Below are 25,289 nucleotides of genomic sequence, written 5' to 3'. Positions count from 1 at the left end.
GGGGTAAAGTGGTGAACCAGTTGTGGCATGAGTGTGCCCGATGGCCGATCGACAACTGAACCAAGGAGGTGGAAATGGACGACCAGCAGACCATGCAGAACGTCCAGAACACCTCCGCGAGCCAGTACGCGGGCGGTATGGACGGCATGGGCGGGGCGTTGCCCCCGCTGCTGCTGGGCACTTATACGCCGAAGATCGACGCGAAGGGTCGTCTCGCCCTGCCCGCCAAACTGCGCGGGGCCCTCGGCCCGGGCATGGTGATGGCACGCGGCCAGGAGCGGTGCGTCTACCTGCTGCCGCAGATCGAGTTCCGCCGGATCGCCATGCAGATCCAGCGCACGTCGATGGGCAACAAGGCCGCGCGCGACTACCTGCGCGTGTTCCTGTCCGGCGCGGTCGACCAGGAACCCGACAAGCAGGGGCGCATCCTCGTGCCGCAGATGCTGCGCGACTACGCGAACCTCGGCACCGATGTGGTCGTGATCGGCGTGGGCACTCGTGCGGAGATTTGGAACAAACAGGCGTGGGAGGAATACCTGGCCGCTCAGGAGCAGGGTTATTCCGACATCGCCGACGATGTATTACCGGCGGTGGGATTCTGATGATCGATGTGACAGCCATTCACCAGCCAGTGCTGCTCGAGCAGTGCGTGGATCTGGTCGCGCCTGCCCTGGCGCAGCCCGGGGCCGTGGCCGTGGACTGCACGCTCGGCCTCGCCGGACACGCCACGAACTTCCTCAAGGCCGCGCCGCACGCGCGGCTCATCGGCATCGACCGCGACACCGAGGCGCTCGCCCTCGCCACCAAGCGCATGGACGATGAAGGCCTCGCCGACCGGTTCACGCCCGTCCACGCCGCATTCGACGAATTCGCCGACGTGCTCGACGACCTGGGCATCGACGAAGTGAACGCCGTGTTCATGGATCTCGGCCTGTCAAGTCTGCAGATCGACGAGACCGACCGCGGCTTCTCCTATTCGCATGACGCCCCGCTCGACATGCGCATGGACGTGACCCAGACACTGACCGCGCGCCGGATCCTCGCCGAATATTCGGCCCCGGGACTGACCCGCATCTTCCGCGAATACGGCGAGGAGAAATTCGCGCGCCAAATCGCGCGCGAGATCGTCTCGCGCCGTGAACGCGAACCGCTGACCACCTCCGCCCAGCTCAACCGTCTTGTGGACGAGGTCGTGCCCCAGGCCCACCGCCCGGCCGGCAACCCCGCCAAACGAGTCTTCCAGGCGCTGCGCATCGAAGTCAACGGCGAGCTCGACAAACTCGCCCGCACGCTGCCGCAGATCGCCGCCCACATGGCCGTCGGATCACGCCTCGTGGTGGAGTCCTACCATTCGCTCGAAGACAAAACCGTCAAAGGCTTCATGAACGAGGGCCTGAAGGTCGACGCGCCCGCCGGCCTGCCGATGATCCCGCCCGAAGCGCAGCCGTTCTTCAAGGAACTGACCCGCGGCGCGATCAAGGCTGACGAAGCCGAGATCGCATCCAACCCACGCTCCGCATCCGTGCGCCTGCGCGCCGTCGAACTGACCAGACCCATACCCGAACACCGCATGCGCGGGCTCGTCGAGAACGGCCGCCGATATGAACGAGGCGACACCGACCCACGCGAGACACACGACAGACAGCCGCGCCGCGAAACCCGCGGACGCGCACACGGCGGCGAAAAGACCGCCGGCCGCACCAAGCAAGGAAGGAACCGCCGATGAGCAGCCACGGAAGAACCATCCGTTCCGGCTCGTCGCGCTCCAACGCGGTGCCGGCGCCCAGCCGCCAGTCGGCCAGCAGCCGCCCGTCCACGTCAGCGGCCCCCGTACGCCCCGAACTGCACGTCGTCTCCGAATCGGCCTCGGCGCGCGGCGCCGTCGCCAACGGCATCACCCGACTCGTCGTGTGGACCAGATCGCGCAGCACCTCGCTCATCCACATCGTGATCGCGGCCGTCTTCCTCGCCGCCACGTTGGTCGGCGCCCTCGTACTGCGCACCCAGATGGTCGAGAACTCGTTCGAGGCCGCCTCCGTGCAGGCGAACATCAACACGCTCACCCAAGACGTGGAGGAGGACCAGGCCAAGCTCGATGCGCTCGAATCCTCACTGCCGGCGAAAGCCGAGGAAATGGGCATGGTGCTCCAGCAAGGATCCCTGTCCATCGACCTGAGCGGCTACCAGGCACCCGGAACCGACGCATCCTCCACCGGCAAGACGAAAACCGACGCCAAGAACGGCACGGGTTCCACCGACGGCAAGACCACGTCGCAGGAAGGGAACACCCAGTGAACGACAACAGACCACCCCTGAAAGCCAAGCGGCTGCGTTCCTTCGCATCACGCTGCTTCGCGGTCGCCGCCGCACTCGCCTTCGTGGCGACGGGGTGCCTCGTGCAACTGGCCAACCTCCAGCTGCTCGGCAAGAACACGGCGCTCGCCGCCACGCAGGGCCGCACCACGCAGATCACCGTCAATGCGAAGCGCGGCAAGATCCTCGACGCGAACGGCATCGTCCTGGCGCAGAGCGTCGAACGCTACAACATCATCGCCGACCCGCAACTGGCCAACGAGTTCACGCCGACCACCTGCGCCAAAGGCAAGGAAAGCTACTGCCACCAGATCAACGGCAAGCCGGTCGGCGCGACCGGCGCGGCGGCCGTCGCGCGCCTGCTCGCCACCGTGTTCACCGACATGAACGCGATGGAGCTCGGCGCCAAGCTCAGCGACGCGAACAGCCGTTACGCGGTCATCGCCAAGGACGTGACCCCTGAGATCAAGCGCAAGATCGACGACCTGCACCTGGGCGGCATCGTCTACGGCGAACTGACCAACGAACGCGTCTACTCGGGCGGCACCATGCTCGGCCCGGTGCTCGGCGGCGTCGACGCGCAGGGCAACGGCGTGGCCGGTCTCGAGGCCAGCCTCGACAAGACCCTGACCGGCACGGACGGCTACCAGGTATACCAGCGCGGACTCGGCGGCGAGATGATCCCCGGCACACTCACCGATTCCAAGGACGCGGTCAACGGCTCGGACGTGACGCTCACCGTCGACAGCAACGTCGACTGGTACGTCAAGAAGGCGCTCATCGACGGCAAGGCGAAATACAACGCCTCATGGGCGATGGCCGTCGTGGCCGACATCAAGACCGGCGACATCCTCGCGCTCGAGGACACCGACGAATACGAGGCCGGCAGCGACGACGCCAAGCTCAACACGTCGCGCGTGGTCAGCGAGGTCTTCGAACCGGGATCGATCGGCAAGGTGTTCACGATGGCCGGTGTGCTGCAGGAAGGCCAGCACAAGGCAACCGACCAGTTCACCGTGCCCGATACCATCACCACCGACGACGGCCAGACCTACAAGGACGCCGAGACGCACGCCGACGAGCACTGGACATACGCGGGCATCCTCAAGAACTCGTCGAACGTCGGCATGATCCTGTCCGCGTCGAACTACTCCGACCAGCAGCGCTACGACTACCTGAAGAAGTTCGGCATCGGCCAGAAGACCGGACTGGACCTGTCCGGCGAATCGGCCGGCATCCTGTCGAACTACCAGGACTGGGATCTGCGCACGCGCAACACCGTCCTGTTCGGCCAGGGCTACGCGATGAACGCGCTGCAGATCACGCAGGCCATCGCCACGATCGGCAACAAGGGCGTCATGCCCAAGCTGCGTCTGATCGCATCGACCACCGACTCGAACGGCCATGTCAGCGAGACGAAGAACGGCAACGCGGTGCGCGTCGTCGACGAATCCGTCGCCTCGCAGGTGCTCAACGCGATGGAGTCGGTCTCCGACCTGTACAAGAACATGGTGTCGGTGCCGGGCTACCGCATCGCGGCGAAGAGCGGCACCGCCGAGGTCGCGGGCGAGGACGGCAAGCTCACGTCGATCATCTCCGATTGGTCGGGCATCATCCCGGCCGACAACCCGCGGTTCGTCATCACCGTCGTGATGAAGGACGCGAAGGTCGGCTCGTTCGGCGGCTTGACCGCCGGCCCGGTGTTCGCCACGATCGGTGAATTCCTTATGCAGAAATACAATGTGTCCCCGTCCGCGGAACGTACTGATGCTATCCCAGTGGAATGGTAGGGACGGACGTGACGGAAAGGCGAAGCGATGAGTGCGGTGAGTGAGGGCGTCTCCGAACGGATCACACTGGGCTATCTTGCGGATCATTACGGATACGAGTTGGTGCCGCCGTTCGCGGGCAACGTCACGATCAACTCGATCGCTGACAGCGTGGCGTCCGTCACCCCTGGCGCGCTGTACGTGCCTCGAGGGACGGCGGACGCGAACATGATCGAACAGGCGCTGGAACACGGCGCATACGCCGCGCTGGTGCCCGAGGAGAGCCGCGACGTCGTGGCCGACGCCGAACTGCCGGTGCTGATCGGAGACACGGCCGGCGAACGCTTCGGCGCGATGGCGAACGACGTGGCGGGCTCGCCGGCGAGCATGCTCGCCGTGTTCGCGCTCGCCTCGAGCTCGTCGAACACGGACGGTGAGGACATGCACCGCAATGTGAAGCGGCTGTCGGGACTGCTGCACATGCTCGGCAACCCGGTCAGCGTGATCGACGCATCCGGATCGCAATCGCTCGAGCGGCCGCTGCCGCTGGAATATCCGATCGGCGTGCTCGACCTGCAGCGCACGCTCGGTGTGTGCCAGGAGGACGGTTCGGCCGCGGTGGTCATCGCGCTCGACGACCGTACGCTGCAGGCCGACGCGCTCGGCGGCGTCAACGTGGACGTGCTCGGCGTCGACGGCATGGACAGCGACCCGCGCAACCGCGACATCGCCCGCAAGGCGAGCGAACGGTACGGCTTCATCATGGACGCGCAGACGCACCTGACCGGGCGCAGCGTCGAATCGGACCAGATCGCCATGCAGTTCCCCTCGATGCACGACACCGGCATCGGCGACGTAAAGCGGTCCTCGCTGGCGATCGCGATGGTGATGGCGGCGGGCGTGCGGCGCAACAACATCCGCAACGCGCTGCGCGTGAGCAGGGATCTGGGCAAGTAGGCCACCGGCCCGGCGGCGCGCGGCCGCGACGGGCGACAACGGAACGTACGTAAGCAACAAGAGAGGTGTGACAGATGACGGCGGAACGCAACACGAACGGCATGATGCCGATGGGACTCGAGGAGATCGCCAGAGCGGTCGGCGGCCGACTGACGCGCGCGGACGGGCTTGACGTGAACGCCCCCGTGGCGACTTCGGCGGTCAGCGACTCGCGGCAGGCGGGCGCCGGATCGGTGTTCGTGGCGATCGCCGGTGAGCACGTGGACGGCCATGACTTCGTCGGTGCCGTCGCCGGACAGGGCGCGGCATGCGCGCTGGTCGACCACGAGGTCGACGCGCCGATCGCGCAGATCGTCGTGCCCGACACCGTCGCGGCGCTGGGCCTGCTCGCCAAGCACAACCTCGAACGCCGCCGCGCCGAATCCTCGCCGTTCAGCATCGTCGGCATCACCGGGTCGGTCGGCAAGACCACGACCAAGGACCTGCTGTCGCATCTGCTGGGCGATCTGGGCGAGACCGTCGCTCCGGTCGGCTCGTTCAACAACGAGATCGGACTGCCGTTGACCGCGCTGAAGGTCAACGCCGGCACGCGATTCTTCGTCGCGGAGATGGGCGCCAACCACGTGGGCGAGATCGCGCGTCTGACCACCATCGCGCCGCCCGACGTCGCCGTGGTACTCAAGGTCGGCGTGGCGCATCTGGGCGAGTTCGGCTCGGTGGAGCGCATCGCCCAGGCGAAAAGCGAGATCGTCCGCGGCCTGCTGCCCGGGGGAGTGAGCGTGCTCAACGCCGACGACGCGCACGTGGCCGCGATGAAGGCCATCGCGCCGGGCAAAGTGCGCTGGTTCGGCCTCGCGGACGACCTGGCAGACGGCCGTGCGGACGACGCGCGCTGCATCGGCACGCTCACCGCGCGCGACATCACACAGGACGAGACTGGGCATCCCGCGTTCTCCATGATCGCAGCCGACCCGGCCGGCGGACGCGCCGAAACCGCCGTATCGCTCGGCATCCGCGGCCGTCACAACGTCATGAACGCGCTGGCCGCCGCCAGCGTCGCACTGCAGTTCGGCATGCCGCTCGAGCGCATCGCCCTCGTGCTCGCCAGCCAGCACCGCATCAGCGCGCACCGCATGGCCGTGTCCGCCGTCGAACGCGACGGGGCCTCGTTCACGCTGATCGACGATTCGTTCAACGCGAACCCCGATTCGATGCGCGCGGGACTCGACGGGCTCGCGGCATGGCACGCGTCGGACGCCGACAAGCCGTACCGCATCGCCGTGCTCGGCGCGATGCTCGAACTGGGCGGTGACGAAGCCGATCTGCACCGTCAGATGGGTCGCTACGCCGTCGAGGTCGGCGCCGACGCGGTCGTGGCGGTCGGAGGCACCGACCCGCACCTCGACGAACTGGCATCGGACCTTGCGCAAGGCGCGCGAGACGCGGCCGCCGGCCGCGACGGCGTCTCGGTAGACTGGGTGCATGGTGCCGACGAGGCGGACACGCTGGTCATGCGGCTCGCCGCCGAACACACGTCGTCGGTCGTGCTGCTCAAGGGGTCGCACGCCTCCGGGCTGAGCGCGCTGGCCTCGCGCTGGGCTCCGCAGGCGTAGCGCGCCCGGGGTAGGGGCAACAAGACGTACAAGAGAAGATAAGAACGAGTCGGAACTGGAGAGGAACCCATGATTTCACTCATCATCGGCATTCTGGTGTCGCTGGTCGTCACCATGGTCGGCACGCCGTTGCTGATCCGTCTGGTCCACAAGCTGCACTACGGGCAGTACATCCGCCAGGACGGCCCGAAGTCGCACCAGATCAAGCGCGGCACGCCGACGCTCGGCGGCGTGGTCATCAACTTCGCGGTGCTGCTTGGCTGGGGCGCCTCCGCCCTCTACCGGTACATCAACGCCGGCAGCGTGCCCTCCTGGTCGGCCGTGCTCGTGCTGTTCGCCATGTTCTCGATGGGATGCCTCGGCTTCGTCGACGACTTCGCTAAGGTGCGCAAGAAGCAGAACGAGGGTCTGACCGTCGCCGGCAAGTTCATCGGCCAGTTCATCCTCGCCACGATCTACGCGGTGCTCGCGCTCATCATCCCCACCAAATCCGGGTTCCCGAGCGCGCAGGCCGGCATGAGCTTCATCGAGACGCCGTTCATCAGCTTCGAATTCGCGGGCCGCATCGTCTCGATCATCCTGTTCGTCGTGTGGGTGAACTTCCTCATGGCCGCATGGACGAACGCCGTCAACCTCACCGACGGACTCGACGGCCTCGCGGCCGGCTCGTCGATGATCTCGTTCGCCGGCTACGCGATGATCGCGTTCTGGGAGACCTACCACATCAAGGGCGGCACCCACCAGGGCTTCTCCTACGCGGTGTCCGACCCGCTCGACCTGACCATCATCGCCGTATGCGCGGCTGTCGCATGCTTCGGATTCCTGTGGTACAACTCGAACCCGGCCACGATCTTCATGGGCGACACCGGCTCGCTCGCGCTCGGCGGCCTGTTCGCCGCGATGTCGATCGCCACGCACACCGAATTCCTCGCCGTGATCCTCGGCGGCCTGTACGTGATCGAGGCCATGAGCGACGTGATCCAGGTCGGCTATTTCAAGATGACCCACAAGCGCGTGTTCAAGATGGCCCCGATTCACCACCATTTCGAACTGTGCGGCTGGACCGAGACGAAGGTCGTGGTGCGTTTCTGGATGGTCGAGCTGCTGTTCGTGCTGTGCGGGCTCATGGTCTTCTACGCCGACTGGGTCGCGCGTTCCGGACTGCTCGGCTGATCCCGTATCCGATCGGGACGACTACTGTAGGTGACGATATCGATGAACGGAAGGTCTGACATGGTTGATGACATGCGGTTGGATGACAAAACGGTGATGGTGGCGGGACTCGGCGTCTCCGGCAGGGGTATGGTCGAAGTGCTGCGCCCGCGCGCGGCGAAGGTGTTCAGCGTGGACGAGCGCAACGAGGCCGCCGACCTGCACTCCTTTGACGACGTGGACTGGGACCGGGTCGACCTGGTGTGCACCTCCCCGGTGTTCAACCCGCGCACTCCGTTCATCCTCGAGGCCCAGCGCCGCGCCATCCCCGTCATCAGCGAGGTCGAGCTCGCGTGGCGGCTGCGCGCCGACCGCGACGGCCACGGCGCGCACGCCGGATGGATCGGCATCACCGGCACCAACGGCAAGACCTCCACCACCGAAATGACCTCCGAGATGCTCACCGCATGCGGCCTCGACGCGCCCGCGGTCGGCAACATCGGCAAATCCGTCTCCCACGCCGCCGTCGAACCGGAACATGACGCGCTGTGCGTCGAACTGAGCTCCTTCCAGCTGCACTTCACCTACTCGCTCGCGCTCGAATGCGCGGCCATCACCAACATTGCCGACGACCACCTCGACTGGCACGGCGGCATCGAGAATTACGCCGCCGACAAGTCCAAGGTCTTCCACAACGTGACCCGCACGCTCGTCTACAACGCCGACGACGAGCGCGTCACCGGGCTCGCGTTCGAGGCCGAGACGACGCCGGGCTGCCGCAAGGTCGGCTTCACGCTGCACGAGCCGACGGACGGCCAGATCGGTGTCAAGGACGGTTGGATCGTCGACATGAGCGGCGTCGCGGGCGGCGAGGCCGGCGTGGCGGAACGCGTCGCGCCGATCGTCGGGTTCACTCATCTGATGGAACCGGACGGCACCGTCTACCCGCATCTGCTCGCAGACGCCCTGACCGCGCTCGCGCTCGTGCTTGGCTACGGCGCGGACCGTGAGACGGCCGTGCGCGCGCTGCAGGGCTTCGCGCCCGGCGGCCACCGCATCCAGACCGTCGCCACCGCGAGACTCGCCGATGGCGGCACCATCCGCTTCGTTGACGATTCCAAGGCCACCAACGCGCACGCCGCCAACGCATCGCTGAACAGCTTCGGCGCCAAGTCCGTCGTGTGGATCGCCGGCGGCCTCGCCAAGGGCAGCCGCTTCGAACATCTCGTGGCCGACCAGGCGCACACCATCAAGGCCGCCGTCATCATCGGCAAGGACCAGCAGCCCATGCTCGACGCATTCGCCGCCAGCGCGCCCGACATCCCATTGACCGTCATCGCCCCGGACGACAACGCCACCGTCATGGACCGCGCGGTCGAAGCCGCGGGCACGTACGCCAAGTCCGGCGACGTGGTGCTCATGGCACCGGCCTGCGCGTCGATGGACCAGTTCAAGTCGTACGCCGACCGCGGCGACCGGTTCGCGGCGGCCGCGACCCGTTGGGCGGGGGCGCATGGCGAACGGTAGACGCATCGCCTCCGGCAAGGCCGGCAAGCAATCCGACAGGCAGATGCCGGAGTCATACGGTACACGTCGCCGGCAGACCGAGGCAGCGGACGGCGTGGACGGGGGAGACTTCTCCGAATTCACCGGCATCCGCTCGCTGCTCAACCCGCTGTGGTGCTACCACGGGTTCATCGTGGCCGTACTGGCGCTGTGTTGCTTCGGCGTGATCATGGTGTTCTCCAGCTCGTCGGTCAGTCTCGTCTCCGAAGGACTGTCGCCGTGGAAACGCGCGATCAACCAGGGCGTGTACTGTGCCATCGGTCTTGCGTGCGCATTCGGTCTGTCGCGGTTGAAGATCAAGACCTACCTGAGATTCTGCCCGGTGGCCATGCTGGGCGCGCTGTTCGTGCAGATGCTCACGCTCACCCCGCTGGGCACCGGCGAGGAGGAGACCGGCAACAACGGCTGGATCGTGCTGGGACCCGTCTCGCTGCAGCCGGCCGAACTGACCAAGCTCGCCCTGTGCGTATGGATGCCGTTCGCGCTGCTGCGCGCCTCCAAACGGGCCGTGAACGAAGGCCTCAAAGCCTATGCGGTCCCCGGACTGATCTATCTGGCGGCGCTCGGCCTGATCATGCTCGGCAAGGATCTGGGCACCGGCCTGATCGTCGTGTTCATCGGCGCGGTCGCGTTCCTGATCGGCGGGTTCCCGATCAAATGGATGGCCGCGGGCGTCGGCGTGATGGCCGCGGGCGTCGGCATGCTGGTCATCACCAGCCCCAACCGCATGGGCCGCATCCTCGCCGCCTACAAGCCGTGCACCGACCTTCAAGGCGTATGCTACCAGTCCATGCACGCCAAATACGCGCTGGCCGAAGGCGGTCTGCTCGGCGTGGGGCTCGGCAACTCGCGCGAGAAATGGCAGTACCTGCCGGCCGCGCATACCGATTTCATCTACGCGATCATCGGCGAGGAGACCGGCTTCGTCGGCGCGCTGACCGTGCTGCTGCTGTTCGTCGTGATCGGCTGGTGCCTGATCTGCGTGGCGTTGCAGATCCGCGAACGCTACGTGGCGATGGTGCTGGTGTGCATCGCCACATGGCTGGTCGGCCAAGCGCTGGTCAACATCGGCGTGGTCATCGGCATCTTCCCGGTGCTCGGCGTGCCGATGCCGTTCGTCTCGTCGGGCGGCTCGTCGATGATCATGTGCCTGTGCGCCGCCGGCGCCGCCGTGGGCATGATGCGCGCGCAGCCGCAGATCAAGGCGGAAAACGCAAGAATATAGGCCGCGAGGTGTTGCGGCCGTGGGCTAAGCTGAGGGAATTATGAGTACAGGAGTTCGCAACGTCGTTCTCGCCGGTGGCGGTACCGCCGGCCATGTCAATCCATTGCTCGCGGTCGCGGCCGCCATCCGGCGCATCGACCCGGACGTGCAGGTGAGCGTCATCGGCACCGCGGTCGGCCTCGAGCATGACCTCGTGCCGCAGGCCGGCTACGAGCTCGACACGATCGAAAAGGTGCCGTTCCCGCGCCGGCCCAATCTGGACGCGCTGCGCTTCCCCGGACGCTGGCGGCGCGAAACCGCCAAGGTCCGAGACATTCTTGAACGCCGCCACGCCGACGTGGTCGTCGGCTTCGGCGGATACGCCTCCGCGCCCGTGTACGCGGCCGCACACAAGATGGGCATCCCGATCGCCATCCACGAGCAGAACGCGCGCGCCGGCATGGCCAACAAACTGGGCGCCCGGTGGGCCGACTACATCGGCACCGCATACGAGCACACCGGGCTCAAGGCCCGCCAGGGCGTGCCGGTCGAACGCGTCGGACTGCCGTTGCGCCCGGCCATCGCCCAACTGTGCGCGAAGTTCTCCGCGGACCGCGTCGCCGTGCGCGACGAGGCCGCCGCCCGGCTCGGCGTCGACCCGAACCGTCCGCTCGTGCTCGTCACCGGCGGATCGCTGGGCGCGGTCAGCCTCAACCGCGCCGTGTCCGGCGCCGCCGCGCAGCTGCTCGAACACGCGCAGGTCATCCACCTGACCGGCCGCGGCAAGATCGACGAGGTCCGCGCGACCGTCGCCGCGCAGGTCGGCGAATCCGCATTGTCCGGACTGTTCGACGACGCGACCGGCGGCGACTACCATGTCGCCGAATATCTCGAACGCATCGACCTCGCGTTCTCCTGCGCCGCGCTCGTGATCTGCCGCGCCGGCGCCGGTTCCGTGTCGGAACTCGCCGCGCTGGGCCTGCCGGCCATCTACGTGCCGCTGCCGATCGGCAACGGCGAGCAGCGGTTCAACGCGCAGCCGGTGGTCGAGGCCGGCGGCGGCCTGATGGTCGCCGACCGCGACTGCACGCCGCAATGGGTGAAGGACAATGTGCCGGCATTGCTGGCCGATCCGATCAAGCTGCGCCAGTTCGGCGAAAAGGCATGGAACTACGGCATCCGCGACGCGGCCGACGTGATGGCCCGTAAGGTGCTCGCACTGGTGAACAACAAGGGATGACAAGGACTATGAGCGAAACCAACCAGACTGACACCATCGTGCTCGACCCGACCGTGGCCGCGTTCGACGAACACGAGACGACCGGCGACCTCGGCCGCACGCATTTCATCGGCATCGGTGGCGCGGGTATGAGCGTGCTCGCCGAGATGCTGCACGAGCACGGCGTCGCGGTCGACGGATCCGACCGCGAACGCAGCGCGAAGACCGACCGTCTCACGTCGCTCGGCATCGGCGTGGAATTCGGACAGCGCGCCGAGAACGTGGCCGACGCGGCCACGGTCGTCTATTCCAGCGCCATCAAGCCGAGCAACCCCGAGATCGTCGCCGCGCACGAGGCCGGCGCGCGCATCGTGCACCGCAGCGACATCCTCGCGTTGCTCATGAACGGCCGACGCGCCGTGACCGTCGCCGGCGCGCACGGCAAGACCACCACCAGCTCGATGCTCGCGCACATCCTCGTCCACGCGGGAACCGGCGATCTCGCCGACCCGAGCTATGCGATCGGCGGATCCATCCAAGGCCCGGACGGCACCACGATGGACGGCGGACACGCCGGCAAGGGCGACGTGCTGGTCGCCGAAGCCGACGAATCCGACGGCAGCTTCGAGAAGTACCATCCCACCATCGCGATCATCACCAACGCGGAACCTGACCATCTCGACCATTACGGCACCGCCGACAACTACCATGCGGCGTTCGTGCAGCACGCCGGCCATGCGCGCGGCCACGTGGTCATGTGCGGCGACGACGAAGGCGCGCTCACCGTGCTGCGCGCGCTCGAACCGTCCGTCGCTGCGCGCACCATCGTCTATTCGACGCATCCCGAACACGAAATCGGCGGTCTCAACGGCGCCACGTTCGTGCGCATCGCTTCCGAAAGCGAACACGCCGGCAGCGGCGCGGAACACTTCGCCATCACCCTGCCGGCCACGCTCCTCGCCGGCACCGACACGGATCTCGTGCTACCGGTCAGCCTGATCGTCCCCGGCATCCACAACGCGCGCAACGCGACCGCCGCCATCATCGCCGCCACGCTGCTCGGCGTCGACCCGCACGCGGCCGCCGAAGCCGTCGGCACGTTCCTCGGCGCGGCCCGACGCTTCCAGGTACGCGGCACCGTCGCGCAGGTCACCGTCGTGGACGACTACGCGCACCATCCGACCGAGATCGCCGCCCTGCTCGACGCCGCACGCCGACGCTACCCCGGCTCGACGCTCCACGTGCTGTTCCAACCGCACCTGTTCTCCCGCACGAAGTTCTTCGCCCGCGAGTTCGCCGAAGCATTGGCGAAGGCCGACGACGTGATCGTCAGCGGCATCTTCCCCGCCCGCGAAAAGCAGGAGGATTTCCCCGGCGTCGGCGCCCATACGATCGTCGATGCGGCGGCCGGCCTTGCGCACGAACCGGCCGCATGGATCTCGGCCGTAGACGACATGCGTGTCGCCGCGCAGATGCTCGTCATGCGCGCCCACCACGGCGACGTGATCTTCACCGTCGGCGCGGGCGACATCACCACCATGGACGACGTGCTGCTGCACGCGCTCGCCGCGCACCGCTTCGACTGCCCGACCGGCGCGACGGACGACGCCGCGCCGGCGACGGAGCGCTGATGGCGCGACGGATCATCAGCTCCCACGACGAGGACGGACTGCCTGAACCCGGCACACGCCGGAACGGCGGCGGTCCACGCGCCGTGGTCTCGCACGCCGGCACGGCCGGCGGTACCGGCAAAGCCTGCACAGAAACGTCCCGCCGTCACGGTCGGACGGCACGATCCGCCGCATCCGGCGGCAAACCCGCCGGCGAGACGAGCGTACGCAAGGGGTTCGTCGACATGCGCCGCATGCCCAGCGAGGACGTGGTGGCAAAAACGCTCAACGAGACGGCCGGCGTGCTCGGCGTGCCCACACGACCCAAGATCGTGGACTTCAACGCGCGCCTCAAGGAACGCCGCCGTCTGAGCCTCAAGGTCATCGCGATCCGAACCGCGGCCGCATTGGCGGCGCTCGCCGCCGTGTCCGCGCTCATATGGCTCCTGTTCTTCTCATCGGTGTTCCGGCTGGAGACCTCGCGGATCAGCGTCTCCGGCGGCAACGACTGGGTCTCCAGCAGCGACATCCTCTCAATCGCCGGCAAACAGTCCGGTCGATCCCTGCTGCTCGTCTCCACGAACGACGTGGCCAGCCAGTTGAAGAACATTCCGGGCGTCACCGAAGCGACGGTGAAGAAACAGTTCCCCAACAGCCTGTCGGTAACGGTCAAAGCCCAACAGCCGGCCGCCATGCTCAAAGGCCCCGGCAACACGATGGTGGCCGTCGACAGCCAGGGACGCGTGCTCAACCAGGTGGGCGACGCCTCCACGGACGGCATCCCGACCATCGACGTCGCCAACGTGGAACGCTCGCTCGGCAGCAAGGCGATCAAGGAAGCACTCAAGGTGCTCGGCAGCCTGCCGGACTCCCTGCGCTCGACGATCACCAAGGTCACCGCGGACACGCAGGACTCGATCACCACCGAACTCAACGGCGGCGAACACGTCGTGATCTGGGGCGACTCCTCCGATCTGCCCCTCAAACAGGCCATCGTCGACAAGATCCTGTCCGATCCGAACGTGATCGGCGACAAAAAACAGGTGGACGTCTCCGCGCCCTCGCGGCCGATCATCAAATAGCGTTTGCTGCGCCCGTGGCGCCGGCTGCTCGCGGCACGGGCGCACGGCAAGGGAAGCAGGCGCCCGCGGATGATAGGCTGAGGGCGTCAACGGCGCATACAGGAGGAACCATCATGACGGACAGCAAGGGACGCGGCATCGCGATCGTCACCGGCAGCGCACTGGGACTCGGCTACGAACTGACCCGGCAGCTCATCGAACGCGGCTGGTTCGTCGCCGGCATCGACTTCAACGCCGAACGCCAGGACGCGCTCGCCGAGAAATTCCCGTCCGACGTGTACCGCGGCTACGTGGGCGACGTGTCCGACGAGGCGTTCGTCAGGCAATCCGTCGCCGAGATCAAGGCGCTCGGCCATATCGACCTGCTCATCAACAACGCCGGTCAGCCGTCGTTCAAGGTGCCGACCGGCTATGAGGCCGCCGATATCGACAAGTGCCTCAAGGGTCTCAGGGGCATGATCCTGTGGTCGGTCGAAACGCTCAAGGCCGATGAGGAGACCGATCTCAAGATCGCGAACGTGATGAGTACCGCCGCCACGCGCGGCAATGCGAACGAATCCGTGTACTGCGCGACCAAATGGGGCGAGAAGGGCTACACGCAGAGCCTCAAGGCCGCGTACAAGGGCACGAGCGTGAAGATCGTCGGCGTGTACCCGGGCGGCATCGACACTGCGTTCTACCGCGACAGTCACGACTATGTTTCCGAGGAGAAGCAGCACACGTTCATGAACCCGGCCGAACTGGCCGAGGTCATCCTGTTCAACCTCGTCAACGACGCGAACCTGACCGTCTCCGACATCCTCGTCGAACGCAACTACGTGTGAGCCGGGTCCCGGGATCGGGCGGAATGATCCCGGGATCGCTGAGGAAAAATCCCGGGAACCAGCTATAGTGTCTAGGTTTGCGCACCCTGCGCGAGAACCTGACATGAAAGGCCGCTGTGCCCAAGAAATTCACCAAGAAGAAGTCCACTAAGACCAAGAAGACCTTCACGGAAGAGACCTCCGAACCGTTCGCCGTCACCACGGCCGCCGTCGACATCGAACCGGTCCCGTTCGCCGAACTCGGCGTGCCCGAGCCGTTGCTGCGCGTCCTCGCCGCCGACGGCAAGACCGAGGCGTTCCCCATCCAGGCCGACACCCTGCCCGATTCGCTGCGCGGCCGCGACATCCTCGGCCGCGGCCGCACCGGCTCCGGCAAGACGCTCGCCTTCTGCATCCCGCTCGCCGCACGCCTGTGCGAGGCCGCCTGGGAGCCGGGCATGCCGATGGCCGACTACCGCCGCAACATCAAGGCCGTGCGCGCCGCTCGCCGCGAGGAGCGCATCGCCGACGATTTCATGCCGCACCCGCGCGGACTCATCCTCGCGCCGACCCGCGAACTGGCCAACCAGATCAACGACGTGCTCGAACCGCTCGCCGGTATGGCGGGCATGACCACCACCACCGTGTACGGCGGCGTCAAATACAGCCGGCAGATCCGAGATCTCAAGGCTGGCGCGGACATCGTCGTCGCCTGCCCGGGCCGACTTGAGGACCTGCTGCGTCAGGAGGCGCTTGTGCTGTCCGACGTGCAGGTCGTCGTGCTCGATGAGGCCGACGAAATGGCCGACATGGGCTTCCTGCCGCCGGTCAAGCGCATTCTTGCGCAGATCCGTCCCGACGCGCAGCACATGCTGTTCTCCGCCACGCTCGACCACGGCATCGACGAGGTCGTGCGCGAGTTCCTGCGCGATCCGAAGGTGCACAGCGTGGCCGAGCCCGAGGATGCGGCCGACATGATGGAACAGTACGTGTTCGAGATCGAGAAGTCCGACAAGAACGACGTGGTGCGCACGCTCGCCTCCGGCAAGGGCCGGCGCATCCTGTTCACGCGCACCAAGTACCAGGCGAAGAACCTCGCCAAGAAGCTCACCCAGTCCGGCATCCCCGCATCCGAGCTGCACGGCAACCTGTCGCAGAACCAGCGCGACCGCAACCTCGCCGCGTTCGAGGAAGGCGACGTGAACGTGATGGTGGCCACCGACGTGGCCGCGCGCGGCATCGACGTGAGCGACGTGGAACTCGTCGTGCAGGTCGACCCGCCGGAGGGGCCGAAGTCGTTCGTGCACCGTTCCGGACGTACCGCGCGAGCCGGCAAGTCCGGCGTCGTGGTCACGCTCGTCACCCCGGACCAGCGGCGCGAGGCCCGTCGACTGCTCAAGGCGGCCGGCATCGAGGCCACGACGGTCAAGGTGCGGCATGATTCGCCCGAAGTCGCCGAGCTGGTGGGGGAGACGGCCGAGCTGGTGGAAGGCTGGAGCCTTGACCAGACGCAGCCGGCCGGTGGTCGGGGCCGCAAGTCGCGCGACCGCAAGACCGGCGGCGACCGGGGCAAGGCGCTTCGCCATATGCCCGGCGCCGACCTGATGGACGACGAGGATGCGACGAGCGGCGAGAGCCGCCAGAAGCGTGCGGAACGTTTGATGCATGAGCGCAACGCGATGAAGAAGGAACGTCGCCGTCGCCGCGCGGCTGAACGGCTCGAACGTGCGCAGGCCGCCGCCCGGCAGATCAGCGAGGCCGCGACGCCGAACCGCGCCGAACGCCGCTCGGGACTGAGCGATCCCGAACTGGAACGTCGCGACTACCTGTTCGAGCATCCCGAGGAGCGCCGCGGCGGCAGGCCGCGTACGTCCGGCAAGCATGATGATCGGGCCGATCGCCGGGCCACGTCGTCCGACGATCGCAGTGACAGAAGGAGCCGCGGTACCGACCGCGACCGTGATCGTGTCGGCCGTTCATCCGACCGTGACCGTCAGACCAGCAACGGGCGTGCCGGTCGCGATACGTACCAGTCGCGTCGCCGCGACGGCAACGGCGGCGGCAAGCGTATCCATCACAGGGACGAGAACCGCATCGTCTCCGACGAGCGCGGCGAAGCCGTCAAGCGTCACGAACGCCGCATGATCGCCAAATACGGCACCACGGACGGCCCGCGCCGCCGTCACTCCAAGATCAAGCGCGCCCCGTTCCGCATGGGCCGCTGAGCATATATAACATGAATGGCGGTTGTGCTGTCGTTGAGCCATGTCCAACGACAGCACAACCGCCATTCATATACGCGGAAAAAACCCTGTTTACCGCGCGTCGGCGGTCCTGTACTGGTGCAGGGCGGTGAACGAGGTCTTGTAGATCAGGATCATGATGAGCGAATCGGCCATCAGCGTCAGCGCGCTGATCACCGCCAACACCACGAACTGGTATTTCGCGGCCGTCAACGGGTCGGCGCCCGCGATCACCTGGCCGGCCATCATGCCCGGGATCAGCACGATGCCGCTCGACGCAAGCTGCGAGATCGTCGGGATCATGCCCAGCTTGACCGACGAGATGGTCGACGGCTTGGCCGCCTCGAACGGCGTCGCACCCAGACTGAGCATCATCTCGATCTCATAACGGCGCGCATCCATGTCGGAGAAGAACCGGCTCATCGCCACGGCGATCGCCGACACCACGTTACCCAGCAGCATGCCGCTCATCGTCGCCAGCACGGTCGGCGCATACCACGGATGCGGGCGGATCACCATCTCCGTGACCACGCACACCTGCAGGATCACGCTCGCCGTCAACGTGAGGAACACCGACGGCATCACCGAACGCGGAATGTTCGCCGCGCGCGACATCGTGATCTGCACGGCCGCGAGAATCATCACCGCGATCAGCGCGAACACCAGCCACGGATTGTTCTGTTCGATGACGAACTTGAGGATGTAGCCCATCGCCAGCAGCTGGATCAGCGAACGGATCGTCGCCCACAGCATCTGCCGGTGCACGCCGAGCCGCATCGCATACGACAGGCCGGCGGCCACCGCCACCAGCACGATCGTGATGATCAGACCCCACACGTCGATGGGATAGGCTCCCGCATTCCCGGTGCTCATCGCGCCGCCTCGCTTTCCATATGTCCGTCATGCGCCGCCCCGGCCGTGACATTCCCCGTGATCTCCGTCAGCACACCCGCCTCGAGATGCAGCGTGCGCGTCGCACGGCCATCAGCTGCACGATGCCGCACGCGCACGATCGCCATGCCCTTCTCCCGAGCCGCATACGCGAGAATCTCGCCCACCTTGTCCGCGTTCTCCTCGTCCAGACCGGCATCGACCTCGTCGGCCAGCATCACCTTCGGCAACGTGAGCAGCGTGCGCAGCAGACACACGCGCGCCTGCTGGCCCACCGACAGATCCTGCGGCGGCCGCTCCAACTCGATGTCCGAACAGCCCACCGTGTTCAACGTGCGCCGCAGCGTCGCCTCGTCCGGCCGGCGTTCCTCCAGCGACGAGCCGTCGTCGGAGAACCGGTGCACGCGCAACGTGAACGGCATGAGGATCGCCTCGCGCACGCTCGAACCGGTCAATGTCGGCCGCTGCGGCAGATACGCCACCTCGCGACGCCAGCGTTCTGGCGTCATCGCCGTGCTTGGCGTGCCCTCCAGCGTCAGATCGGCGCTCGCATACGGGTTGAGCTGTGCGACGGTCGTCAGCAGTGTGCTCTTGCCGGTGCCGGACGGGCCGACCAGATCGACGATGTCGCCGCGGTGCAGCTCGAACGCCACGTCGGAGAAAATGGTCTTGAACTCGACGTCGTCATGCTTGCGGGCGAAGCCGCGGAACAGCGACGGCAACCGCACCGCATCGTCCGCCGCGGCCGTCGTCGTCTTCGGCATCCGGCACGTCGCATGTTCTGCCGTGAACAATGGCTGAATACTTGTTTCCATGCTCGCAATGCTACGAGGAAACGCGACGATCCGGCCGTTCGCGGCGATTCTAAGCGTTCTCTTAGACGGCTTGGCGTTGAGTGGACGATGCGATAGCAGGAAGGTCGGGCAGCCGCTCGCGCAACCCCTTGCGGCGACGGTCCGTGCGGGTCACGACGATGCCGGCGGCCATTAGAATGAGGAACGTGATGGACGATGAGTGAGACGAAACCCGGCACGGCCGGATACCGGAACGAGACCGATCCGATGCGACTGCTGCTGCCCGCGGTGCTGCTGATCGAAGACGATCCGAACCTCGGTTCGATGACCAGCGAGATGCTCGAGCCTGACTATCGCGTGGACTGGGTCGAGTCGCTGGCTGCCGCCCGCGAACGGCTGCAATCCGGCCGTTACGATGTACTTGTGGTGGATCGCCGCCTACCAGATGGCGACGGGCTCGATCTCATCCGCACCCTGCGCGGCAGCGGCATCGCCGTGCCGGCGCTCGTGCTCACCGCCCTGTCCGGCGTCGACGACATCGTCGAAGGACTCGACTCCGGCGCGAACGATTACCTCGCCAAACCGTTCCACTTCGTCGAACTCGAAGCCCGGCTGCGCGCGCTGCTGCGTGGATTCCACGCGCAGACCGCCGGCGTCGCGATCGGCGACTGGCTACTCAAGTCCGGATCGAACCTCATCGAAGACCCGGACGGCGGCGCCGTCTCGCTCACGACTTCCGAAACGAAACTGCTCGCCACGCTCGCCGCGTCCCCCGATCACGTGTTCTCCCGCGACGAACTGCTCAGCCAAGTGTTCTCCGACGGCGCCGACGCAGGAACCGTCGACGTGTACGTCTCCTACGTGCGAGGCAAAACCGACCGCGCGATCATCGACACGGTACGCGGGCGCGGCTACCGCATCGGCAACCCATTCGCCGACTGACCGGCAACCGCCATCACATCCCACGAGAAACCTAAGCCAATGAACGACACGACATCCCACGGATGGCACCGCATCGCCGCCACCATACACAACGGACTGCGGCTCAACCACACCAAAGCCGGACTGATCAGCCTGCGCATGACCATCGCCATGAGCATCGTCACCCTCCTCGGCGGCATCCTGTTCGTCGCCGGCGTGCTGCTCGGCTCACGCCACGAATTCACCGAACGCGGCCTCGACCCCAACGCCATGTCCGTGACCGAACAGTTCGGCTCCGGCATGATGGTCATCGACACGCGCAAGGCCGTCGCCTTCACCCTCCTGTTCGTCGCCGGCGTGATCGCCGCCGTCGCCATCGTCGGCTGGCATTACTCGCGCAAGGAGGTCGAACCGCTCGAACGCGCCTTCGCCCTGCAAAAGGATTTCGTCGCCGACGCCAGCCACGAGCTGAAAACCCCGCTCGCCGTCATCTCCACACGCATCGATCTCATCGACTTCCGCCGCTCGCACGGCCAGAGCATCGACAAGCCGCTCATCGACCTGCGCGGCGACGTCGACCGCATGAACGCGATCCTCACCGACCTGCTCGTCGCCGCCCGCGGCGCGGTCAACACCGAACCGGTCGCGCTCGTCGGCGTGATCGAACAGTCCGCCGACGCGGTACGTCCGCTCGCCGACAAACGCGGCGTGACGATCGCCATCCGCATCGACGGCGAACGGAACCACTTCGTCGTCTCCGGCAACGCGGTCGGCCTGTCACGCTGCGTCGTGGCCGTGCTCGACAACGCGGTCGCGCACGCGCCGGACGGCACCGAGGTCACGGTGTCGCTCGGCTACCGGCACGGCGACGCGGCGATCCGCGTGAGCGACCGCGGGCCGGGCATCGGCGGCGACCCCGAACGGCTGTTCCGCCGCTTCGCCCGCGACGACGATGGCACCGCGCACCAGGGCTACGGGCTGGGACTGGCGCTCGCCCGAGACGTGGCCGACCGCTACGGCGGCACGCTGGACGTCGAATCGTCGTCGCCGGACGGCACCACGATGCTCATCACCTTGCCGCTGGCCGGGTGACGGCGGGGCGCGCCGTGCGCCGCCTGGCCGATCCGATCGCCGAACGACGGTTCGCCGTCTGTCTGCCGAACACATCCCGCGTCCGGTCGCCGTGCGGTCTAAGATAAGGTCACGGCAAACCGGCGAATGGGCACAACGGGAGGCGACATGCGGCTTACGGGCGGTGACGGCACACATGACAGCAACGGCGGGGGAGTGATATCCCGCGCGTTCGGGGCCGCGATGCCGCTGACCCTGCCGATCGCCGCCGGCTTCCTGTTTCTCGGCTGCTCGTACGGCCTGCTCATGCACGCCAAGGGCTTCGCGTTCTGGTATCCGGTCTCGATGGCGTTCTTCATCTTCGCCGGATCGATGGAATTCGTCACCGTGAACCTGCTGCTGTCGGCGTTCGACCCGATCGCCGCGTTCCTGCTGGCGATCATGGTCAACGCCCGGCATCTGTTCTACGGGCTGTCGATGCTGGGGCCCTTCCGCAGCATGGGATGGAAGAAGCCGTACCTGATCTTCGCGATGTGCGACGAGACGTTCGCGATCAACTCGTCCGCGAAGATCCCGGACAGCGTGGACCGCGGCTGGTTCATGCTGTTCGTCTCGCTGCTCAACCGCTGGTATTGGATCGGCGGCACGGCGATCGGATGGTTGGTCGGCGGACTGCTGCCGTTTTCGACGCGCGGCATCGAATTCGTGCTGACCGCGCTGTTTCTGGTGATCTTCCTCGACCAGTGGATGGGCCAGCGGCGGCATATGCCGGCGATGGTCGGCGTGCTCGCGTCGGCCGTGTGCCTGCTGGCGTTCGGCGCGGACCGGTTCATGATCCCCTCGCTGGTATTGATGCTGGCGTTGTTCGTCGGTCTGCGGCCGTATTTGGACGATATGAAGACGGATGGGAAGACCGGGGCGGCCGAGGATGGCGCGGTCGCGGGCGGCGAACGGGACGGACGGGAGAAGGAGACCGGACGATGACGATGAGCGTATGGCAGGCGGTGGTGACGATCGCGGTCGTCGCGTTGGGCACGATGCTCACCAGGTTTGTGCCGTTCCTGCTGTTTCCCGAATCGAAGGAGCCGCCGCGGTTCGTGCGCTATCTCGGCAGGGTGCTGCCGTATGCGATGACCGGACTGCTGGTCGTGTACTCGCTCAAGGATGTGTCGCTGACCTCGGGCGGCCACGGCATACCCGAGGCGATCTCGATGCTGGCGATCATCGGGTTGCATGCGTGGAAGAAGAACATGCTGCTGTCGATCGCGGGCGGCACCATCCTGTACATGGTGCTCGTGCAGACCGTGTTCGCGTGAACAGGACGTCGGCATGCGGACCGTCGGCGACACGCCGACGCCGTGGATTTGGCGGCAGCGCATATTCAGCATATACTGAAATGTCCGTGCAAACGGAAGCTTGATAATTCAAGATTGGGGATGATCGGTTTCGACGGTGACCTGTTCGTCGCAGGGAAGCGTGCCGAGAACGCCGGGTCCGCTCGTGGATGCCCCCGGCAAAAGAATAAGTGCTAAATCTAACCGCACTGAGTTCGCTCTCGCTGCCTGAGCTTCGCGCCAGGATTAACCAGTGAGCAGCCGCTCCGTTCACTCCTCCTCGTCTTTGGGAGGATGCTGAGCGTCGTTAAGAAGACTTGCTGATGCAGCTGCGTTGCAGGGCTGTGTCGGGACTTTAACTGCGAATATGCTCGCCATCGGTTGTCTGCGACACAGATGGGGGCAGAAAAACCGCCGCACGGCCAGCAGACTACGCACGTAGAAGACTGAGGGTACGGTTACCGGACCGGGGTTCAATTCCCCGCATCTCCACTAACACAAGCGCCGCTCCGAAAGGGGCGGCGCTTTTTTGTTGAAATACCAACGTTTTCGAGACATTCCCCGATAACCAAAAACGTCGTTTTTCCGTCAAAACACGCCGAATAACGCACTATCATGTGTGGTAGAAGATGTGGTAGAAAAACCACGCCACACGAACGGACGGGGGAGCGATGCCCAAACGATTCGGCGCGATCCGACTCAAACCCAACAAGACCACACCCAAATACATCGAGGCCAGCTACCTCACACCCATATGGGCGTTCGGCAAATGGCCCGGCCTCAAGGAACGCCAATACGCCAACTTCGACCCCGACGACGAGGACGGGGCACGCGCATGGCTCAGACAGGCCCGCATCTCCATCGAAGCCGGCACATGGCAACCCGAAAAAACGATCCGACGCGAACAGATCACGCGCTCGCTGACCTTCGCCGACTACTTCGAACAATGGATCGAGAACCGTCGCACGCCGGCCGGCCAGCCGTTGGAGGCCGGCACTCGCTACCGGCTCCGCAAGGACGCGGAGAACCACGTGCTGCCCACGTTCGGGCGCATGCGGCTGACCGAGATCACCAGCCGCGACATCGATCGATGGTGGGACGGGCTGGACCACACCCAGCCCAGCATGTGCATCAACGCGCTCAAGACCCTCAACGCGATCCTCAACACCGCCAGCAAACCCGGCCGCGACGGCGAACCACCCCTCATCCCCGCCAACCCCTGCAACATCACCACGCCGAAGCACCGGCGCAAAACCGAAACCATCCCCGCCACCGTCGAACAGCTGCGCGTCATCCACGACAACATGCCCGCCCGATACGCGGCCAGCATCTACATCTCCGTGTTCTGCAACGGCCTGAGAATCGGCGAGGTATGCGCCCTGCGCCGCCGCAGCATCCGACTCGACACCCGCACCCTCGCCATCCGCGAAAGCCGCAAGACCATGAGCGGCAACGTTCTGACCGGCAAACCCAAAACCGACAACAGCAACCGCGACGAAACCATCCCGCCCCAACTCATCCCCACCATCCGAACACTCCTCGAACAAACCGGCCCGGACCCCGACAGCTTCCTATTCCCCTCCGTCAACGACCCCGCCAAACCACTCCACCCCAACACGCTCCGCGCATGGTATGACACCGCACGCCGCAAAGCCGGCCGCCCCGACCTACGCTTCCACGACCTACGCCACACCGCCCTCACCCTCCTCGCCCAAGAAGGAGCCACCGTCCGAGAACTCATGGACGCCGCCGGCCATTCCACCCCGCAAATGGCCATGCGCTACCAACACGCCGTCACCCAGCGCTCGCAGGAGCTCGCCGACCGTCTCGGCCGGCTCATCCCCGACGGCGACGACCCCGACGCCCTGCGCGCCCGCATCGAGGACAACCGCCGGCAGATCAGCAAGCTCGAAACCGAGAACAGGGAACTCAGGCGGCGCCTCGCCGACCTCCGTGGCAGGACCGGCCCCGGTCCGCACGACGATGGGTCCAATAGGCCACATGGCCGCGTATCGCCGGCGTGAAACACGTCTCGCTGAATGTTTCACGCAACGGATAAAAAGGACACGAGTAGCTATATTTGGCGCAATCCCTTTTACAATGAGAGAAAAAGAGTCGTATAATACCCGTTTCGTGTCAATTATTGTAGAAGGTGACCTGTCATGACGAATCAACTGAGCAGCCTCGATGTGGCCGCGTGGTTCATCGCGGTCGCCGAGCGGGAGGGGTGCCCGATCAGTAGATTGGCTCTGCAGAAGCTCGTATCGCTTTCCCAGAGCCTGTACGGTTATGACAATCACGAGAAGCTCTATGATGAGGACGTGATGGCATACCCGTACGGCCCCGTCACCGAAGCCGTTCGCAGCGTGTATGGTGATTCCGGGGATAGCGATATCCGCGAACCTCGTACGGAGCTCAGGCCGCTGACCGACGAACAGCTTGACACTCTTTCCCGTATATGGGGGGAATTCGCGCCTCTGAGTCCGGGAAATCTGGTGAACGCCACTCATGACATGGGGCCATGGTCCAAGTACTATCAGGAAAAAGGCCCGTTCCGTCCCATTCCATGGAATGAGCTGGTGAAAGCGTGGCCCGACTATGAGCTTGATGCGGAGACCAGAGCGCAAACCGCTTCTGATCATACGCCGGGCAATTACTGCAAGCCGCAGGAAAACGAGGACGCGTATGACGAACTGTTCGCCCGCGCCCGTCGGAACGCACGTGTCCTTACCCTTTCCTGAGGATTG

Annotated in this window: 22 protein-coding genes and 1 other RNA gene; 21 read left to right on the top strand and 2 right to left on the bottom strand. The window is 65.9% G+C overall.

What is annotated here, in order from left to right; genetic code table 11:
* The first annotated feature begins 137 nt into the window (after positions 1-137).
* From mraZ to KIH76_RS00655, 14 genes are all read left to right on the top strand, one after another.
* Complete coding sequence (mraZ, locus tag KIH76_RS00720; protein ID WP_214373139.1) at positions 138-602, top strand: division/cell wall cluster transcriptional repressor MraZ; 465 nt, start codon at positions 138-140, stop codon at positions 600-602.
* On the top strand, positions 602-1,726 hold the full coding sequence (gene rsmH, locus KIH76_RS00715) for a 16S rRNA (cytosine(1402)-N(4))-methyltransferase RsmH (protein ID WP_219068695.1): 1,125 nt from the start codon (positions 602-604) through the stop codon (positions 1,724-1,726). The genes mraZ and rsmH overlap by 1 nt, the downstream gene beginning before the upstream one ends.
* Positions 1,723-2,295 carry a cell division protein FtsL gene (gene ftsL, locus KIH76_RS11495; RefSeq protein ID WP_236036731.1) on the top strand — a complete coding sequence of 191 codons (573 nt, stop codon included), beginning with the start codon at positions 1,723-1,725 and terminating at the stop codon, positions 2,293-2,295. The genes rsmH and ftsL overlap by 4 nt, the downstream gene beginning before the upstream one ends.
* A complete protein-coding gene (locus KIH76_RS00705) occupies positions 2,292-4,103 on the top strand; it encodes a peptidoglycan D,D-transpeptidase FtsI family protein (protein WP_219068693.1) in 1,812 nt (603 codons plus the stop codon). Before ftsL ends, KIH76_RS00705 begins: the two co-directional genes overlap by 4 nt.
* Positions 4,104-4,130: 27 nt before the next feature.
* Positions 4,131-5,039, top strand: coding sequence for a UDP-N-acetylmuramyl peptide synthase (locus tag KIH76_RS00700; RefSeq protein WP_219068691.1), 909 nt, complete (start codon positions 4,131-4,133; stop codon positions 5,037-5,039).
* A 101-nt stretch (positions 5,040-5,140) separates the two neighbouring features.
* Complete coding sequence (locus tag KIH76_RS00695) at positions 5,141-6,652, top strand: UDP-N-acetylmuramoyl-tripeptide--D-alanyl-D-alanine ligase (protein ID WP_219069154.1); 1,512 nt, start codon at positions 5,141-5,143, stop codon at positions 6,650-6,652.
* Between the two features lie 69 nt (positions 6,653-6,721).
* Positions 6,722-7,825 (top strand): phospho-N-acetylmuramoyl-pentapeptide-transferase, encoded by a 1,104-nt coding sequence (gene mraY / locus KIH76_RS00690; protein WP_214373014.1) that lies wholly within the window; start codon positions 6,722-6,724, stop codon positions 7,823-7,825.
* Between the two features lie 72 nt (positions 7,826-7,897).
* Positions 7,898-9,331 (top strand): UDP-N-acetylmuramoyl-L-alanine--D-glutamate ligase, encoded by a 1,434-nt coding sequence (gene murD, locus KIH76_RS00685; RefSeq protein ID WP_219069149.1) that lies wholly within the window; start codon positions 7,898-7,900, stop codon positions 9,329-9,331.
* Between the two features lie 43 nt (positions 9,332-9,374).
* Entirely contained in the window at positions 9,375-10,595 is a 1,221-nt protein-coding gene (gene ftsW / locus KIH76_RS00680) for a putative lipid II flippase FtsW (protein WP_219069152.1), read from the top strand.
* A 40-nt stretch (positions 10,596-10,635) separates the two neighbouring features.
* On the top strand, positions 10,636-11,814 hold the full coding sequence (locus KIH76_RS00675) for a UDP-N-acetylglucosamine--N-acetylmuramyl-(pentapeptide) pyrophosphoryl-undecaprenol N-acetylglucosamine transferase (protein WP_219068690.1): 1,179 nt from the start codon (positions 10,636-10,638) through the stop codon (positions 11,812-11,814).
* An 8-nt stretch (positions 11,815-11,822) separates the two neighbouring features.
* Entirely contained in the window at positions 11,823-13,424 is a 1,602-nt protein-coding gene (gene murC, locus KIH76_RS00670; RefSeq protein WP_219068688.1) for a UDP-N-acetylmuramate--L-alanine ligase, read from the top strand.
* Positions 13,424-14,485, top strand: a complete 1,062-nt coding sequence (locus KIH76_RS00665; RefSeq protein ID WP_219068686.1) for a cell division protein FtsQ/DivIB — start codon at positions 13,424-13,426, stop codon at positions 14,483-14,485. Before murC ends, KIH76_RS00665 begins: the two co-directional genes overlap by 1 nt.
* A gap of 113 nt (positions 14,486-14,598) precedes the next feature.
* On the top strand, positions 14,599-15,309 hold the full coding sequence (locus KIH76_RS00660; RefSeq protein ID WP_219068684.1) for an SDR family oxidoreductase: 711 nt from the start codon (positions 14,599-14,601) through the stop codon (positions 15,307-15,309).
* A 215-nt stretch (positions 15,310-15,524) separates the two neighbouring features.
* The gene (locus tag KIH76_RS00655) at positions 15,525-17,513 is read left to right on the top strand and encodes a DEAD/DEAH box helicase (RefSeq protein ID WP_338023540.1); all 1,989 of its coding nucleotides are present in this window, start codon (positions 15,525-15,527) and stop codon (positions 17,511-17,513) included.
* Between the two features lie 90 nt (positions 17,514-17,603).
* On the opposite strand, the gene KIH76_RS00650 is transcribed toward KIH76_RS00655, so the two are convergent.
* Positions 17,604-18,404 (bottom strand): ABC transporter permease, encoded by an 801-nt coding sequence (locus KIH76_RS00650; protein ID WP_219068680.1) that lies wholly within the window; start codon positions 18,402-18,404, stop codon positions 17,604-17,606.
* The gene (locus tag KIH76_RS00645; RefSeq protein ID WP_219068679.1) at positions 18,401-19,186 is read right to left on the bottom strand and encodes an ABC transporter ATP-binding protein; all 786 of its coding nucleotides are present in this window, start codon (positions 19,184-19,186) and stop codon (positions 18,401-18,403) included. The genes KIH76_RS00650 and KIH76_RS00645 overlap by 4 nt, the downstream gene beginning before the upstream one ends.
* Positions 19,187-19,432: 246 nt before the next feature.
* Here KIH76_RS00645 and KIH76_RS00640 point away from each other — a divergent pair, with 246 nt between their 5' ends.
* The 7 genes from KIH76_RS00640 to KIH76_RS00610 all read left to right on the top strand — a co-directional run bounded on the left by KIH76_RS00640 (position 19,433) and on the right by KIH76_RS00610 (position 25,283).
* On the top strand, positions 19,433-20,158 hold the full coding sequence (locus KIH76_RS00640) for a response regulator transcription factor (RefSeq protein ID WP_219068677.1): 726 nt from the start codon (positions 19,433-19,435) through the stop codon (positions 20,156-20,158).
* Positions 20,159-20,197: 39 nt separating this feature from the next.
* On the top strand, positions 20,198-21,229 hold the full coding sequence (locus KIH76_RS00635) for a sensor histidine kinase (RefSeq protein ID WP_219068675.1): 1,032 nt from the start codon (positions 20,198-20,200) through the stop codon (positions 21,227-21,229).
* 147 nt (positions 21,230-21,376) lie between these two features.
* Complete coding sequence (locus tag KIH76_RS00630) at positions 21,377-22,192, top strand: AzlC family ABC transporter permease (protein ID WP_219068673.1); 816 nt, start codon at positions 21,377-21,379, stop codon at positions 22,190-22,192.
* A complete protein-coding gene (locus KIH76_RS00625; RefSeq protein WP_219068671.1) occupies positions 22,189-22,524 on the top strand; it encodes a branched-chain amino acid transporter permease in 336 nt (111 codons plus the stop codon). Before KIH76_RS00630 ends, KIH76_RS00625 begins: the two co-directional genes overlap by 4 nt.
* A gap of 116 nt (positions 22,525-22,640) precedes the next feature.
* Positions 22,641-23,037, top strand: a transfer-messenger RNA (tmRNA) gene (gene ssrA / locus KIH76_RS00620).
* A 176-nt stretch (positions 23,038-23,213) separates the two neighbouring features.
* On the top strand, positions 23,214-24,566 hold the full coding sequence (locus KIH76_RS00615; RefSeq protein WP_219068669.1) for a tyrosine-type recombinase/integrase: 1,353 nt from the start codon (positions 23,214-23,216) through the stop codon (positions 24,564-24,566).
* Positions 24,567-24,704: 138 nt separating this feature from the next.
* Positions 24,705-25,283 (top strand): Panacea domain-containing protein, encoded by a 579-nt coding sequence (locus KIH76_RS00610; protein ID WP_219068667.1) that lies wholly within the window; start codon positions 24,705-24,707, stop codon positions 25,281-25,283.
* Positions 25,284-25,289: the final 6 nt, after the last annotated feature.

The organism is Bifidobacterium simiiventris (assembly GCF_019331715.1).
Classification (GTDB): domain Bacteria; phylum Actinomycetota; class Actinomycetes; order Actinomycetales; family Bifidobacteriaceae; genus Bifidobacterium; species Bifidobacterium simiiventris.
The sequence above is the reverse complement of the archived record's forward strand: the minus strand, read 5'-3'. Positions and strand labels throughout refer to the sequence as shown.